Annotated in this window: 12 protein-coding genes; 1 reads left to right on the forward strand and 11 read right to left on the reverse strand. The window is 41.6% G+C overall.

Annotation, left to right across the window (positions count from 1 at the left end):
* Positions 1-199 precede the first annotated feature (199 nt).
* The 11 genes from Q4A14_RS07275 to Q4A14_RS07325 all read right to left on the reverse strand — a co-directional run bounded on the left by Q4A14_RS07275 (position 200) and on the right by Q4A14_RS07325 (position 11,646).
* A complete protein-coding gene (locus Q4A14_RS07275) occupies positions 200-982 on the reverse strand; it encodes a zinc ribbon domain-containing protein (protein WP_303171060.1) in 783 nt (260 codons plus the stop codon).
* Between the two features lie 23 nt (positions 983-1,005).
* Complete coding sequence (locus Q4A14_RS07280) at positions 1,006-2,118, reverse strand: Nif3-like dinuclear metal center hexameric protein (protein WP_303171062.1); 1,113 nt, start codon at positions 2,116-2,118, stop codon at positions 1,006-1,008.
* 4 nt (positions 2,119-2,122) lie between these two features.
* Complete coding sequence (gene mltG / locus Q4A14_RS07285; RefSeq protein ID WP_303171063.1) at positions 2,123-3,160, reverse strand: endolytic transglycosylase MltG; 1,038 nt, start codon at positions 3,158-3,160, stop codon at positions 2,123-2,125.
* Between the two features lie 4 nt (positions 3,161-3,164).
* Positions 3,165-5,369: a cation-translocating P-type ATPase gene (locus tag Q4A14_RS07290; protein WP_303171064.1), complete on the reverse strand. Its 2,205-nt coding sequence runs from the start codon at positions 5,367-5,369 to the stop codon at positions 3,165-3,167.
* Position 5,370: 1 nt separating this feature from the next.
* Positions 5,371-5,631 (reverse strand): DUF4834 family protein, encoded by a 261-nt coding sequence (locus tag Q4A14_RS07295; protein ID WP_303171066.1) that lies wholly within the window; start codon positions 5,629-5,631, stop codon positions 5,371-5,373.
* A gap of 303 nt (positions 5,632-5,934) precedes the next feature.
* Entirely contained in the window at positions 5,935-7,302 is a 1,368-nt protein-coding gene (gene nhaA, locus Q4A14_RS07300) for a Na+/H+ antiporter NhaA (protein ID WP_303171068.1), read from the reverse strand.
* Positions 7,303-7,317: 15 nt separating this feature from the next.
* Positions 7,318-8,433, reverse strand: a complete 1,116-nt coding sequence (locus Q4A14_RS07305; RefSeq protein WP_303171069.1) for an Mrp/NBP35 family ATP-binding protein — start codon at positions 8,431-8,433, stop codon at positions 7,318-7,320.
* Between the two features lie 51 nt (positions 8,434-8,484).
* Positions 8,485-9,246, reverse strand: coding sequence for a tRNA (guanosine(46)-N7)-methyltransferase TrmB (gene trmB, locus Q4A14_RS07310; RefSeq protein ID WP_303171071.1), 762 nt, complete (start codon positions 9,244-9,246; stop codon positions 8,485-8,487).
* 167 nt (positions 9,247-9,413) lie between these two features.
* Positions 9,414-10,409 carry a class II fructose-bisphosphate aldolase gene (locus Q4A14_RS07315; RefSeq protein WP_303171073.1) on the reverse strand — a complete coding sequence of 332 codons (996 nt, stop codon included), beginning with the start codon at positions 10,407-10,409 and terminating at the stop codon, positions 9,414-9,416.
* Between the two features lie 244 nt (positions 10,410-10,653).
* Complete coding sequence (locus Q4A14_RS07320) at positions 10,654-11,031, reverse strand: HU family DNA-binding protein (RefSeq protein WP_368492358.1); 378 nt, start codon at positions 11,029-11,031, stop codon at positions 10,654-10,656.
* 204 nt (positions 11,032-11,235) lie between these two features.
* Complete coding sequence (locus Q4A14_RS07325) at positions 11,236-11,646, reverse strand: DUF4332 domain-containing protein (protein WP_303171075.1); 411 nt, start codon at positions 11,644-11,646, stop codon at positions 11,236-11,238.
* A 463-nt stretch (positions 11,647-12,109) separates the two neighbouring features.
* On the opposite strand from Q4A14_RS07325, the gene Q4A14_RS07330 reads away from it, so the two are divergent.
* Positions 12,110-14,713 carry a TonB-dependent receptor gene (locus Q4A14_RS07330; protein ID WP_303171076.1) on the forward strand — a complete coding sequence of 868 codons (2,604 nt, stop codon included), beginning with the start codon at positions 12,110-12,112 and terminating at the stop codon, positions 14,711-14,713.
* Positions 14,714-14,909 lie beyond the last annotated feature (196 nt).

A 14,909-nucleotide genomic window follows, 5' to 3' on the forward strand; every position in this document is an offset into this window, starting at 1 on the left:
CTTACCTCAAAGTTAAGGACTAATGGGGCTTACACACTTTTTTAGGACAGTATCTATATTGAATAGAGATACGACCCTTTTTACGACAAGATAAGATAAAGGTAAAACAAAAAGAATGTGAAGTCAACATTTAACAACCTAAATGTCTACTTCACATTCTTTTATTATTCTCTTTTATTTCCTTATACCGAGTGTGAGATTACCCCCATCTTGAGGATTCCTTGTCTATCACCTCAGCCATTTCCGGATCTACCAAGATACGACCACAGTACTCACATACGATGATTTTCTTACGGAGTTTAACATCAAGTTGTCTTTGAGGCGGAATTTTGTTGAAACAACCGGCACAAGCCTCACGTTCGATACGCACAACAGAAAGTCCATTACGAGAAGCTTTACGTGTACGCTTGAAAGCTGTAAGAAGACGAGGTTCAATAGTATCTTCTATCTCTTTGGCTTCCATGCGCAAGCGTTCTTCATCTTGCTTAGTCTCAGAGATAATTTCCTCAAGTTCCTTTCTCTTCTGATCCAAATCGAGCTGACGGCCTTCAGTTTCCTCATCAAGACGAGCAAGGGTCTCTGTAATCTGAGCTATCGAAGCCTGATCTTCATTAATCTTCTTCTCTGAAAACTGGATCTCAAGGTTCTGATACTCTATTTCCTTAGTTAAAGCATCATATTCCCTATTGTTGCGCACTTCGTCCAATTGTTTAGTGTACTTCTCGATGAGTTCCTGTGATTGGGAAATCATATGCTTACGATCTGAGATGTACCTATTCAACTGCTCTATCTCGGCAGTATATTTTGCTTTTCTTGTCTTACGTCCTTCGATCTCATCTTCGAGTTCTTGGACTTCAATAGGCAACTCCCCTCTTATCGTACGGATGCGATCAATTTCAGAGACGACAGTCTGTAGTTTATAGAGAGCCTCAAGTTTCTCTTCCACCGTAAACTCCTTTGTTTCTGCTTTTTTCTTAGCCATGCTATATATATCTTACTATTATCTTATCGGAAATACTGTATTGGATTTGCACATCGCGCAGAATACCGGACTACAAATTTAGGTATTTTTCTGCACAATATATCACCTAATAATGACTTTGTCAATTCTTCCGACTCATAATGCCCAATAGTCGCTAAAGTAACATCATCCACGGCATCATAATAGTCATTATATTTGGCTTCACCGGTGATGAATATATCGGCACCGGAAGCCGCTGCCGCACGACGAAGAAAAGCTCCACTGCCCCCACAATAAGCTATACGTTTGACATTCTCTTTTAATATCTTACTATGCGCAATGACATGCACCGGCAACAAAGCTTTTATCTTCTCAAAAAGTTCAGGGACTGATACTGGCTGAGGAAGATCTCCAATAATGCCAGCCCCAAACGCAGGGTCATTATGATGCATCGGGATTACATCTATAACCGGCTCCTCATAAGGATGTACACTTTTGATAAGACTCATAGCCTTGGATAGATCATGCTTGTGACACATTGTGTATATGGCTTCTTCTGGCTCGGTATGCCACTCTCCGACATTTCCGACATGAGGAGAAGCTCCATCTAAAGCTCTGAAACGGCCTTCACCTTTCACCGTGAAGGAACAGCCATCATAATCGCCTTGTATTCCTATAGCATTATCTCTAAGAACAGTTCGGATACTATCCGCATGTGAAATAGGACTGTAAATGACCAACTTAAACATGGATTGTTCGAGGGGCATAATCGCTTTACAATTCTGTAGCCCCATCATATCCGCCCAGTGGTAGTTCACTCCCCCTCTCAGGTTATCTAAGTTGGTATGAGCAGAGTAGATGGCTATGTCGTGTTTGATTGCCTTACGCACAGCTCGTTCAATGTATGTCCGCCGAGAAATCTGCTTGAGTCCCTTAAAAAGAAGAGGATGATGAGTAACGATAAGATTACATTTTGTATCTATAGCCTCCTGTATCACATCCTCGGTTATATCCACGGCAAGTAGCACTCCCGTCAGTTCTTCGGTGAGAGACTCTACTTGTAAGCCACAGTTATCATAGCTTTCCTGTAAAGATCGAGGGATCTCTTGATCAAGATACTTTATTACCTCTTTTATAGTAGTTCTGTTTTGTTCCATAAGTTTATCTTATTCCACGAGCATTAAGAGCTGCAGTATACCTTTTGGCATTGGCAAGATGCTCATCATATGATACTGCAAAGTTGTGGTACCCTGAGAAATCCTCCTTAGCACACATGTAGAGGAATTTGTGTTCCGTCGCATTGAGGACACCATCGATTGCCTGTATAGAAGGTATCCTTATCGGCGTTGGAGGAAGCCCTGTCACGAGGTAAGTATTATATGGAGACTCTGTCTTGAGATGAACGTGCAAAATCCTCTTCAGTGTAAAGTCTCCGACAGCATACTTGACTGTCGGGTCTGCTTGTAATGGCATACCTAGCCGTAATCTATTGAGATAGAGTCCGGCAATATCATCATACTCATCTATTTTTGCAGACTCCTCTTGTACTATTGAAGCAAGTATACTTACTTCGTATGGAGAAATCCCTATTGCTCGAGCCTTTTCTTGACGACCCTCACTCCAAAAACTTTTTGACTCTTTGCACAAGCGCCTGACAAGTTTGTCTGAAGAAATAGACCAATATACTTCATAAGTATTAGGAATAGCGTGATAAGCAAATATGCTATCCCCTATCCCCTCTTGCGCCAATAAAACAGTGTCAGTCATGGCCAATCGCACGCTATCTACTCCTATCATCAGCTGCTTCCCAATAACCTCATAAAGCTCATCGGGCGTCCGAACTGAATTAAATCTCAGTCTTATAGGATTTTCTCTTCCTTTAGAGATGACTCGATATAAACTGAGAGTTGTAGAGTTGGGTGCAATCAAATATGAACCAAACTTGGGCTCTGTCCTTCCATAAGTTGCCAGTTTATCTAAATCTCCCCGATAACGTATGGTAGTAAGCCCCCCAACCCTCTCGAGGACTGTATGCCAATCCTCTCCAGGATATACATTTAAGCGTATGCTTTCAGCCCCGTCTATATTGAAATTTGAGGCTTTTGCAAGGCGATAATATCCATAATAAGCTCCTGAAAAAACAATGAGAAGCAGTATAAATAGGGAGATTACCCACTTGTAGACTTTTGAGAATTCCATAGTATTATTTCTTGATACGCAAACTATTCAAAACCACACATATCGAACTCGCAGCCATAGCCCCAGCAGCCCACATAGGAGAAATAAATACAGCCGGATAAAATAATCCTGCTGCAATAGGCACAGCTATCAAATTATAGAAAAATGCCCAAAAGAAGTTTTGCTTGATGATTCTTGATGTTCGACGAGACAGATGTAGAGCTTGGACTATAGGATCCACAGACTTACCCATTATCGTAACCATTGCAATGTCCATTGCGATATCTGCTCCTGTGGCGATTGCGATACTGACATCTGCGCTCGCAAGGGCTGGAGAGTCATTGATACCGTCTCCTATCATTGCAACTACCCCTCCGTTGTTCTGCCGAAGTTCATCTATATATCCCTTTTTATCCTCAGGCATCACTCCTCCCCTGAAGCTATCGACTTCCAGTTGTTTAGCGACCTTGACAACCCGCTCATCTCTGTCCCCGGATAAAATGTGTACTCTCACCCCCTCCTTCCTCAAAGTTGCGACAGTGATCTTGGCATCGCTCAGAACTTCATCCTCAAGAGCAAAGATGGCCAGGAGCTTGTTGCTTCGTGTATAATAGATCAAGGTAGATGAAGAGTGTCTATCTTCAAAGTCCGTGATAGTAGCTCCTTCGTGTGCTCTGTAGGTAAAGTCTCCGACTAGGGCTTTATTGCCGATACAATATGCTTCATCCTTATGTGTGAATGAAATACCCTTGCCGGAGGCTTCCTTAAAGTCAGAGATATCGTGATCCCTCTGATACTTGCCGTATATCCGTATCAATGCTCCGGACAGTGGGTGAGAGGAGTATTTTTCTGCAGAAACAAGTAGAGACTTGTATTCATCCGTCTCTACCATCCAAAGTGCAGATGAAACCATCGGAATCCCGCTTGTGAGGGTTCCGGTCTTGTCAAAAACAATATCTGTAACTTTGCCTAACAGCTCAAGAGCGACTGCATCACGGATGAGTATCCCTTTCTCTGAGGCAGCCCCCACTCCCACGGTTATAGCAGTAGGAGTAGCAAGTCCCAAAGCACATGGGCAAGCAATAACGAGGGTGCTAATCCCAAAATACAACCCGTGTATCCATGCGTCTTCAGACCCTAAAAATCCCCATAGGAGAAATGTAACTAGAGAAAGAGTCAGTATGACAGGGACAAATATCCCGGATATTTTATCTGCAATCCTCTGTATCGGAGCTTTGGATGCTTGAGCCTGCCTAACTGTTTCTATGATCCTGGAAAGTACAGTGTCTGCTCCAACTTTGTGAGCGACCAATACCACAGGGGTTCCCACGGAGACAGAGCCTGACAGTACGAGATCGTTTTCACCACGCTCTACGGGCAGAGACTCTCCGGTGATGCTACTCTCATCGAAGGAACCGGTTCCGATCAACAACCCATCCACGGGAACCCTGTCTCCTTTTCTTATCAAGACATGATCACCAATCTTGATCTCATCTATGGCTCGCTCTTCGTATTCACCCAAAGCATTCTTTACCATTGCGGTTTGCGGTGTCAAGTCAATCAATCTGCGAAGAGAGTCTGTTGTACGTTTTTTTGCATTTTCCTCTATAAATTTCCCGAGCAGTACGAAAGACATAATCATCCCCACAACATCAAAGTAAGAATGTCTGAAAACTGAAGACATAGTCTCATCAGTGATGAAAAAAAGTCTGAACATGCTAAATAAGTAAGCCACCGTGATGCTCATAGAAATCAGAGTATCCATTGTGAACGAAAAGAATCTCAGGAGCTTTAGTGTGCGTACATGATAATCCCATGCACAGAAAAAGTACACAACGGTCGCAGCGATTGCTTGAACTATTTGGGCATCATGGTGAATCAGGCCTATCGCTTCATGCCACATCCCGGAGATCATCATCACAACAGCCATGAGTATTGCAATAATCAGCTTGTTACGAATAGATGACAACCTCTTTTTTTCTAAGTTGCGCTGCTCACACTCTCTTTCCTTGGGGTCTCCGAGAAGGAGACGGTATCCCATAGCATCTACCGTAAATTTTATCTCTTCAGGAGTTATCAAATCCGGATCATACTCGATCACAGCACGACCCTCTACCAGAGCAACTTCAACACTTATCAAACCATTGAGTTTTGCAATAGTATCCTGCACGTGAGCTACACAACCCGCACACGCCATGCCTGTGATATTGTATATGCCTTTTGTTTTCATATCACTTATCCTCCCTTACATCCTCATAGTCTATATACTCTCCTCCATTCAAGTCCATATTTGCATCACGGATCTTATCTACAGAGGACTGTGGGGAAGAGTTTTCCCGATTTTTACTCTGATAAGCATCTTGTTGCTCTTGGAACCTCCGACTAAATTCCTTTTGAGCCTTGATGGCGGTATATAATCCCTTGAGGAAGGAGTAATTCTTGACAACTATATATATTATTAAAACAAGGAAAAGTATAAATATTATTATCATAAAAACTCATGTATTGCTTTAGTTATCCTTATGTAATAACAAATGAGACAAAGCAAAGTTACTCTTTTTTATAGGTATTTTAATGTCTGATCCTTTGAGGAGTTGAAAGGTAGCCTAAATTGATAGACTAAGGTAAGCATACGTATTCATCAAAGTACGCACATCCATTTCTTGAGATGTACATTCTTTTCCCGAGCTTTAGAAAATGGAAGACAAAATAGTTTAATGTATACAGATAATACGAAAAACTCAGGAGCTTCATGCTACATGAAACTCCTGAGTTTATATAAATATGCTATAAAATCAGTACTTAAGGTGTGTACTACGGATCCTTTCCTCTTTCTTCAGGACTTTGGATAGGTAGAAATAACCAAAAACACCTGAGACAAATGTTCCGACGAAGACTCCAATCTTGGCTTGATTGAGCAGTGCAGCTCCGATTTCTCCCAACGGACCATAAGATAGGTTGGCAATGAAAAGAGAGACAGTAAAGCCTATGCCTCCAAAGATGGAAACCCCAAAAAGATTGTTTCTCGTAACTCCTGCAGGCAAACGGACAACACCTAAGCGTAAGAAGATATAGGTAAAGCCAAAGACCCCAATCATCTTACCAAAAAATAGCCCAAGAAAAACAGCTAAGGGGACACCTGCAAGCTCTCCGAGAGTAATACCACCAAAGGTCACACCGGAGTTTACAAAGGCAAATAATGGCAGGATAAAATAGTTTACGATAGGATGCAAGTCATGTTCCATGAATTGTACCGGACTTATTGTACGTTCAACCCTCTTTTCCATTTTACGGAGAGCTATCAACTTACCATGAGATATGAAATCCGAATTGGTTGTATCTCCCTCATAAGTAGGTTCAAACTTTGATACCATATACTTCATACTTGCCATCAAATCGGGAAGTTTCACCGTAGCTTTTGCCGGAATAGTTAGAGCAAGCAATACCCCGGATATCGTTGTATGGACCCCTGAACTTAGAAATAATGTCCATACAAAAAATCCAATTAAGTAGTATATATAGGCTTTGTCGAGTCCTTTTCGTCCAAGAAAGTAGCAAAGGACCAATAAGCCCAAACCCAGCAAGAGTGGAGTCCATGCGATATGAGAAGTATAGAAAATCGCAATGACCAAGATCCCCCCGATATCATCGACAACAGCAAGAGCAGTCAAGAAAATCTTCAATGCTATGGGTACTCGCTTACCAAGAAGAGACAATACAGCCAAGGCAAAGGCGATGTCTGTAGCCATCGGTATCGCCGCTCCCCTCATCGCGGGAGACTCGTGAGAGACGAGAAGGAAAAAAAGTACAGGTACAACCATACCGCCAATAGCGGCAATAATGGGCAGCAGTGCCTTACGCATAGAGGAAAGTTCCCCTATCATTATCTCTTTCTTTATCTCTAATCCGATGACAAAAAAGAAGATTGCCATCAAAGCATCATTTACAAAGTCTTGGAGAGACATCGCATGCCCATGATGAGAGAAGAGGTTGTAGCTTCCTATGGTGACATTGACCGGAGAGTCTAGAAAGCTAAAATATATGTCTCTCAGTGGGCTGTTTGCAAATATAATCGCAATAATAGCTGAGATAAAAAGTAGTACGGAAGGGTTGACACCTCTTACTACACTCCCAAGTCGGTGGAGGGCTTTTGTCTGAACCATAGCTATATATTTATGTTACTTATGTGTGACTTCTACCTTCTGAGTAGGTGCTATTGTTTGGTTTCTCACGCTTGTACGTTCTACAACATTATTGGCAAGTTGATGAAAGGCAAGGCCCATGATGGTTTCGAGGTTGTGGGCAATAGGTTCACCACTATCCCCGGCTTCACGTACACTCTGTACGAGAGGTATCTGAGCCAGTAAGAATGTGTTCATTTCCTCTGCCAAACGTTTACCCCCATCCTTTCCGAAAATATAATATTTATTTTCAGGCAGTTCAGCCGGAGTGAACCATGCCATGTTCTCTACAACACCTAGCACAGGAACATTAACCTTGGGATCCAAAAACATATTTACCCCTTTACGAGCATCCGCAAGAGCTACCTCCTGAGGAGTGGTAACGATCACAGCTCCTGTGATGCCAAGAGTCTGGATAAGAGTCAAGTGGATATCACTTGTACCGGGAGGCAGGTCAAGAAGCAGAAAATCTAACTCCCCCCAATTCCCATGTGTGATTAATTGAGACAATGCGTTTGTTGCCATTGCTCCACGCCAAAGTATGGGATCTTCAGGATTGACAAAAAAGCCAATAGAAAGAAGTTTCACTCCATACCTTTCGACAGGTTCGATTAGTTCGCGTCCATCTACATCAGCAAGCAATGGTCGAGCATCTTCACATCTAAACATTTTGGGGACAGAGGGACCAAAGATATCCGCATCAAGCAAGCCGACTTTGTAGCCTTGCATAGCGAGAGCAACTGCCAAATTAGCAGTAACAGTACTTTTTCCTACCCCACCCTTGCCTGAAGATACAGCTATTATGTTTTTCACATCCGGCAATATAGGAGCTTTTTCAGGAGCTTTAGGTTCTGGAAAAAGTGCCTGAATATTACCTTTGATCTCTATGTCAGGACTGATAAACGTCTCGAGTGTACTTTCCGCTGCCTTAATTACCGATTTCGCAAAAGGGTCATTATGCTTAGGAAATCTTATAGAAAATGAGACTTTGTTACCGTCGATACGTATATCATCTTCGACCATTCCTGCCGTTACGATATCTTGTGAAGTTCCGGGATATCGCACATTTTCAAGCGTATCAAGAATAAGTTTAGGATATAATTTTAATGACATGTTTTTATGTAAGTTGTATAGTTGAGTTCACAGAGTAATAACCGACAACCCTTATCGTATGTTTATTTCGCCCCGTTTTTGCCGACCATAACTACGGTAAGAGTCATGCTCGATCTCAATGTCAGGGTCTGTTGCATCGTCTGATAAATTATCCAACTTCATACATAGGTAATTGATCTTGAGTCCTCTGGATAACCACTGAGACTCATAATAGGTGCGGATGTTGCGAAGTACAGACTCTTCCTCCGCTGAGTTGTGGATATCTTGCATATCTTCAATAAGTTGGAGCTTGTTCTGCTCTGCCTGCAGTTTGGTAAATGTATATAAAAACGGACTATCTGTTTTTAGATGCAATATCCCATCAGAGCACAAAATCCTCTTATACATCTTCAGAAACCGTGCTGAAGTCAACCGCTTTCGCGCCTTTTTCATTTGAGGATCCGGAAAAGTAATCCAAATCTCAGCAACCTCTCCACAGGAAAAGAAATCCATGAGTTGTTCAATATGGGTGCGTAAAAACATTACATTTTGCATTTCATCACGATATGCCATTGTTGCTCCTGTCCACATCCGGTTACCCTTTATATCAATCCCTATAAAGTTTTTATCAGGATATCGTCTTCCCAATCCGACAGTGTATTCACCTCGCCCGCAACCAAGTTCTATCACTATAGGATTATCATTTTTGAAAACTTCTGAATGCCACTTGCCTTTAAAAGGAAACTCTGCCTTCTGCAATACTGCAAAAGGGAACTCCATGACATTCGGTAAGGCAGCCATCTCTGCAAACTTCTCTAGCTTATTTTTAGACATACATCTTTATTAATTCGACTCAGGCCCGATAAACGAGGTGTACCGAGAAGGAACAATATACCTTATCGATACACCCCATTTAGAACAGCACCTCAAAGTTATCCTAGTACAATAAGACTCTCCCTCGATACAACAAAAGTCTTTCTATTATTGTACTTCAATCCTGATCAGATTTTATTATTAGACCCCAATACGTTATTGACTTTGTGCTTGTACAATTCCTTAAGACTATCTCGAGCCGGTCCCAAATACTTTCTCGGGTCAAACTCTGCCGGACTGTCATGGAACACTTTACGCACAGCTGCAGTCATCGCAAGGCGTCCATCAGAGTCGATGTTAATCTTACATACAGCAGAGCTTGCAGCTCTACGCAACTGATCCTCAGGAATACCTATGGCATCTTTTAGCTTTCCGCCATACTGGTTAATAGTATCTACTTTATCTTGAGGTACAGAAGAAGAACCATGAAGAACAATGGGAAATCCAGGGATTCTTTTCTCTATTTCTTCAAGAATATCGAATCTGAGGGGTGGAGGGATAAGCTGTCCATTCTCGTTACGTGTACATTGCTCTGGGGTAAACTTATTGGCACCATGAGATGTACCTATAGAGATCGCAAGAGAGTCTACTCCTGTACGAGTCACAAAATCAACAACTTCTTCAGGGCGAGTATATGTATGAGACTCTGCGACCACATCATCTTCGACTCCTGCTAGAACACCAAGTTCGCCCTCTACGGTCACATCAAACTGATGAGCATACTCAACCACTTGCTTGGTCAATCGAATGTTTTCCTCGTATGGAAGATGAGAACCATCAATCATTACAGATGAAAATCCCATATCAATACAACTCTTACACAACTCAAAAGTATCCCCGTGATCAAGGTGGAGAGATATTTGTGGATTAGGGCACCCGAGTTCCTTTGCATACTCTACTGCCCCTTGAGCCATATAACGGAGAAGTGTCTGGTTCGCATACTTGCGTGCCCCACTCGACACCTGCAGGATCACGGGAGAGTTAGTCTCTACGACAGCTTGTATGATGGCCTGCATTTGCTCGAGATTATTAAAATTAAATGCGGGAATAGCATACTTACCAGCCATTGCCTTTTTAAACATTTCTCGGGTATTGACCAACCCTAAATCCTTATAACTTATCATATAGAGTGACATTAAAAACGTTTAACAATAGTCGCACTTAGATTTACTACTCAGCGGCTGTTACTTTCACACAAATATAACTAATTATTTGGTGACCGGAGAGAGCTTACGCATCAAATTTACAATTAAAAAGTTGCCTCAGTGATACTCCTGATCACTAAGGCAACCCTCTTTTAAATATCTATGCGCAAGAAACCTTAAATGGATCAAAGAATCAAGCGCACCTAAGACTATCACAGTAATATTACTTCTTCTTTGTGATATCAAGGTCTGAGCCAGGTTTAAACTTAACAACCTTTCTTGCAGGAATTTTAATTTTTTCCTTAGTCCTTGGGTTAAAGCCTTCTCTTTTAGCTCTCTCAGCAACAGAGAACGTACCAAAGCCTAAGATAGCGATCTTCTCCCCTTTCTTCATTTGTTCCGCAACAACAGATACCATTGCATCTACAACCGCCTTGGTGTCAACCTTTGTTACACCAGCCTTTTCAGCAACTGCTGAGATAAATTCCGTCTTGTTCATTCTAAAATATTTTAAATGTTTAAGGTATAATAAAACTTTTCTAAGTGTGCAAAAAAAGCCTTTTACATTTTCAGTACCCCAAATATAATCGTTTTTATTTATATGTCAAGACTTTATGCTATTTTTTTATCACAATTGAGAGACTTTTTTATTTATGTAGAATAAAAACTCTGATTTTTGAGCGTTTCACTCTCAAAATCAGAGCATACGCAACGCTTAGTCCTGCTTGAAAAGTGAGAATTAAAGAGCAATATCAAGACAAAATGAGCGAGTAAAATTTTCACATACTCGCTCACCTTACATCGACTAATATTCAAGAGCTCTTGGAAGAGTCTTTGCTTGTTCAATCCAATTTTGGACAGACTTGAGCGGTGGCACTCTACGTACAAGTTTCTTCTTTTCGTTGACTTCAGCCATCTTTTCGCAGAGATTTTCCGGTTTTCTCTGTGCAAGTTCCTTCACAGTGTCGACTCCTGCAGCCTCGAGCAGTTCTGCATACTCAGATCCAACTCCTTTAATCCTGAACAAGTCAACCTGATTGGCAAACTTCAGCACTTGTGCTTCATTGATCCCAACCTTCTCAGCTAACTCCTTACGATTTTTTTTCGTGGTACAAGCCTTCAACAGAGCATCTGTTGATGTGATGCCTGCTGCCCTAAACTTTTTTCCTAAAACTGGACCAATACCTTCAATCTCTTCGATTTTGTAATTTGCCATAGTAATCTCCGATTTTGTTGTTAATACGTGCATACACAAATTGAGACAAGTGTACACTCTTTGATTAATTCATTGATATACAAAGGAGTAGAGTATTACGCAAATATGACGTATCAGACTGTATGTAATACATAAGCCATCATAAATATGTAACTCCTTCGCCCAAAGATAATTCTTTTTTCTATAAAACCAACTATAACGGATAAAAACATTAGAGACGAAAGCATCTGTCTCAGAAACATATATCTGCAGAAAGCACCATAACATTTTTATGGAAAGCTTATAACACAGGGATTAACAAATAAATTCAATAAATTTAACGCACAGGGAGATACCAAGAAGTAGGTATTTTTACTGAAACAGACGAGAGTTTAACACATATATTCGAGCATAAACTATAATTTTACGCGCTATATTATTTACTAAACTTAAGTATTAACTAAACTATGTACAAGTCATTGTTATGAAGACACATTATCTACTGGTGCTTGCTGCAACTTTGGGATTTGGAATCATGTCACCAACCTTGAGCAAAGCAGACTCTCCAACCCCAAAGGTCCAAAAACCTGTAACAGACGCAAACATAGTGGGTCATGTGCTTGATAAGATAACCGGCGAACATATCCCCGGGATCTCTATCAGTATAAAGGGGACCAGCTATGCAACGACAACCGACAGATCCGGACACTTTTATCTCAGACACCTCAAACTCGGGACTGTAACGGTACGGATGCAGGGAGTCGGCTTCTTGAGCCAAGAGAGGGTGATCACCATCGAAAAAGGCAAGACCATTGAGGTCAATTTCTATGCAGAAGAAGATGTCATGAATCTTGACGAACTTGTGGTTTCTTCTAATCGTCAGGCTACACTCCGTAAATATGCACCAACTCTCGTGAGTGTAATTGATGATAAAATATTTAATGTAACCAACGCTGTAAACTTGGCTCAAGGTCTTACTTTTCAACCCGGTATTCGCGTTGAAAACAACTGCCAAAACTGTGGATTCAATCAAGTACGCATCAATGGTCTTGATGGGAGATTCTCTCAAATTTTGATCGACAGTAGAGCAGTATTCAGCTCACTTGCAGGAGTTTATGGGCTTGAACAATTGCCTGCCAATATGATAGATCGGGTAGAAGTCGTCAGAGGAGGAGGTTCTGCACTCTACGGATCGAGTGCTATTGCCGGAGTCATCAACATCATTACCAAAGATCCCACGCAAAACAGCTTTTCATATCACCAAAACATCACTATGACCGGAGGAAAAAAAGCTGACAACACTCTCGGATTCAATGCTTCAGTCATCGGAGCTGACAGCCGTATAGGAGCAATGATCTTTGGGCAGACACGCAATCGCAATGAGTGGGATGCCAACAACGATGGATTTAGCGAAATAGGGAAGATATCAAGTCGTGCGTTAGGCACTCGTACATATTTCCGTCTTACGGGTCAAGATCGCATCACTGCAGAGGTGCATGCCATACAAGAGTTCCGACGCGGTGGAGACAGACTAGATCTTCCTGTCCAAGCAGCATCTGTAGCCGAAAGTACCAATCACAATATATATAGTGGAAATATCAAGTATGACCACTTCTCCGAAAACACAAAACACCACCTTCAAGTATATGCTTCAGGTCAACTCGTAGATAGAGACAGCTACTACGGAGGTGTAGGAGATGCTGCACTGAAAAATCTTGGCACCAAAGATCAGGAATTTGGGATCAACTTCGGAGATACTAAAGGTCGTACATACCTTGCGGGAGTACAATATTCGTATGATTTTGACCACCTCCTCTTGATGCCGGCTCAGATCCTATTGGGAGCAGAATACAACTACGACAGCTTATATGACATCATGCCTCTCCGCCAATTTGAAAAGGTTGAAGGGAAGGACGAATTGCTATTCCCCCCTATCGATCAGAAAATACATGTATGGAGTCAGATGGGGCAAATCGAATGGAAAAACGACATGTTTACCTTCCTACTCGGAGCACGTCTTGACGAAAATTCTGTAGTAAAAACAAAAAGTGGAGGTATCAAACCCATCCTCAGCCCTCGTGCCACATTGAGGTACAACCCCAACGAGATGTTTAACTTCAGAGCGACTTATGCCAAGGGCTTCCGTGCTCCTCAAGTTTTCGATGAAGACCTTCATGTGGGAGTCGTCAATGGAGAAGCTCAGAGAGTCAACAATGCTGAAGATCTCAACCCTGAATATAGCCACAGCTTCAGTCTCAGCTCAGATATGTATTTCAGAATAGGAGAAGCGAAAGCCAACCTGCTCGTCGAAGGGTTTTATACAAAACTTGTCGGAGCATTCAATAATGAGGAGATCGATAATCAGCATGGTATTACATTTTTCAAGAGAGTTAATGGTTCAGATGCCAACGTCCGTGGTATCAATCTAGAGGCTAAAGTAGCATGGAGAAATCTGTCTGTACAAGGAGGACTTACATTGGCAAAAAGTCAGTGGGAAACTGAACAGGAATGGGGTAACCGTAGTCTTGAAAAAGACGAAACTGAAGAGAATTTCAAAGACATAGATACGAACATAAACAACGGTCCGGAGGCTTTAGAGGGATTCAATCAAAACGAAAATGGAGAGTATATCCAGATCGGACTCAACACAAAGGAATTCTTACGCACACCAAACGTCTATGGATACTTCACCATCGGATATAATCCTGTCAAGACTCTCAATATTTCCCTCACCGGCAACTATACAGGACAGATGTACGTGCCTCACGCTATAGAAGTAGGACGTGCGGCAGCAACAACGGATATTGCCCTAATCAGAGAAAACAAGCGCCCTGATACAAGATCAGAAGAAAGTGCACCAAGATGGGACAGACTTGAGAAGACAAAATCATTCTTTGATCTTGGCGCAAGAGTATCATATGATTTCTCAATCTTTGCCTTGGCTAACCTTCAACTTTACATCGGGGTAAATAATATATTGAATGCCTTCCAATGTGATTTTGATGTATTTGGCTTTAGAGATAGCGGTTATATCTATGGTCCGGCTTTGCCAAGATCATACTATGCAGGGATTAAACTCAACATCTAATCCTATATCAAACATATTTACATTTTAACAGGTACAGAGCTGTTTCAATATCTCGAAACAGCTCTGTACTTTTTTATCCGTTCATTTTCCAAAATGCAAAAACTTATCGGTATTCGCTTTTTATTTCCTCCCTTCTCAAAAAGGGGCTGTGTCAAAATTCATTTTTGGCTCAGCCTCCTTTTTTATACCTCATCCA

Origin of the sequence: Porphyromonas sp. (assembly GCF_030529325.1) — a bacterium.
GTDB lineage: Bacteria > Bacteroidota > Bacteroidia > Bacteroidales > Porphyromonadaceae > Porphyromonas_A.

Bases quoted from the DNA above. Each gene is read 5' to 3' on its own strand.
- Q4A14_RS07275 (WP_303171060.1), bottom strand. From the start codon at position 982: ATGGCTAAGAAAAAAGCAGAAACAAAGGAGTTTACGGTGGAAGAGAAA.
- Q4A14_RS07280 (WP_303171062.1), bottom strand. From the start codon at position 2,118: ATGGAACAAAACAGAACTACTATAAAAGAGGTAATAAAGTATCTTGAT.
- mltG (WP_303171063.1), bottom strand. From the start codon at position 3,160: ATGGAATTCTCAAAAGTCTACAAGTGGGTAATCTCCCTATTTATACTG.
- Q4A14_RS07290 (WP_303171064.1), bottom strand. From the start codon at position 5,369: ATGAAAACAAAAGGCATATACAATATCACAGGCATGGCGTGTGCGGGT.
- Q4A14_RS07295 (WP_303171066.1), bottom strand. From the start codon at position 5,631: ATGATAATAATATTTATACTTTTCCTTGTTTTAATAATATATATAGTT.
- nhaA (WP_303171068.1), bottom strand. From the start codon at position 7,302: ATGGTTCAGACAAAAGCCCTCCACCGACTTGGGAGTGTAGTAAGAGGT.
- Q4A14_RS07305 (WP_303171069.1), bottom strand. From the start codon at position 8,433: ATGTCATTAAAATTATATCCTAAACTTATTCTTGATACGCTTGAAAAT.
- trmB (WP_303171071.1), bottom strand. From the start codon at position 9,246: ATGTCTAAAAATAAGCTAGAGAAGTTTGCAGAGATGGCTGCCTTACCG.
- Q4A14_RS07315 (WP_303171073.1), bottom strand. From the start codon at position 10,409: ATGATAAGTTATAAGGATTTAGGGTTGGTCAATACCCGAGAAATGTTT.
- Q4A14_RS07325 (WP_303171075.1), bottom strand. From the start codon at position 11,646: ATGGCAAATTACAAAATCGAAGAGATTGAAGGTATTGGTCCAGTTTTA.
- Q4A14_RS07330 (WP_303171076.1), top strand. From the start codon at position 12,110: ATGAAGACACATTATCTACTGGTGCTTGCTGCAACTTTGGGATTTGGA.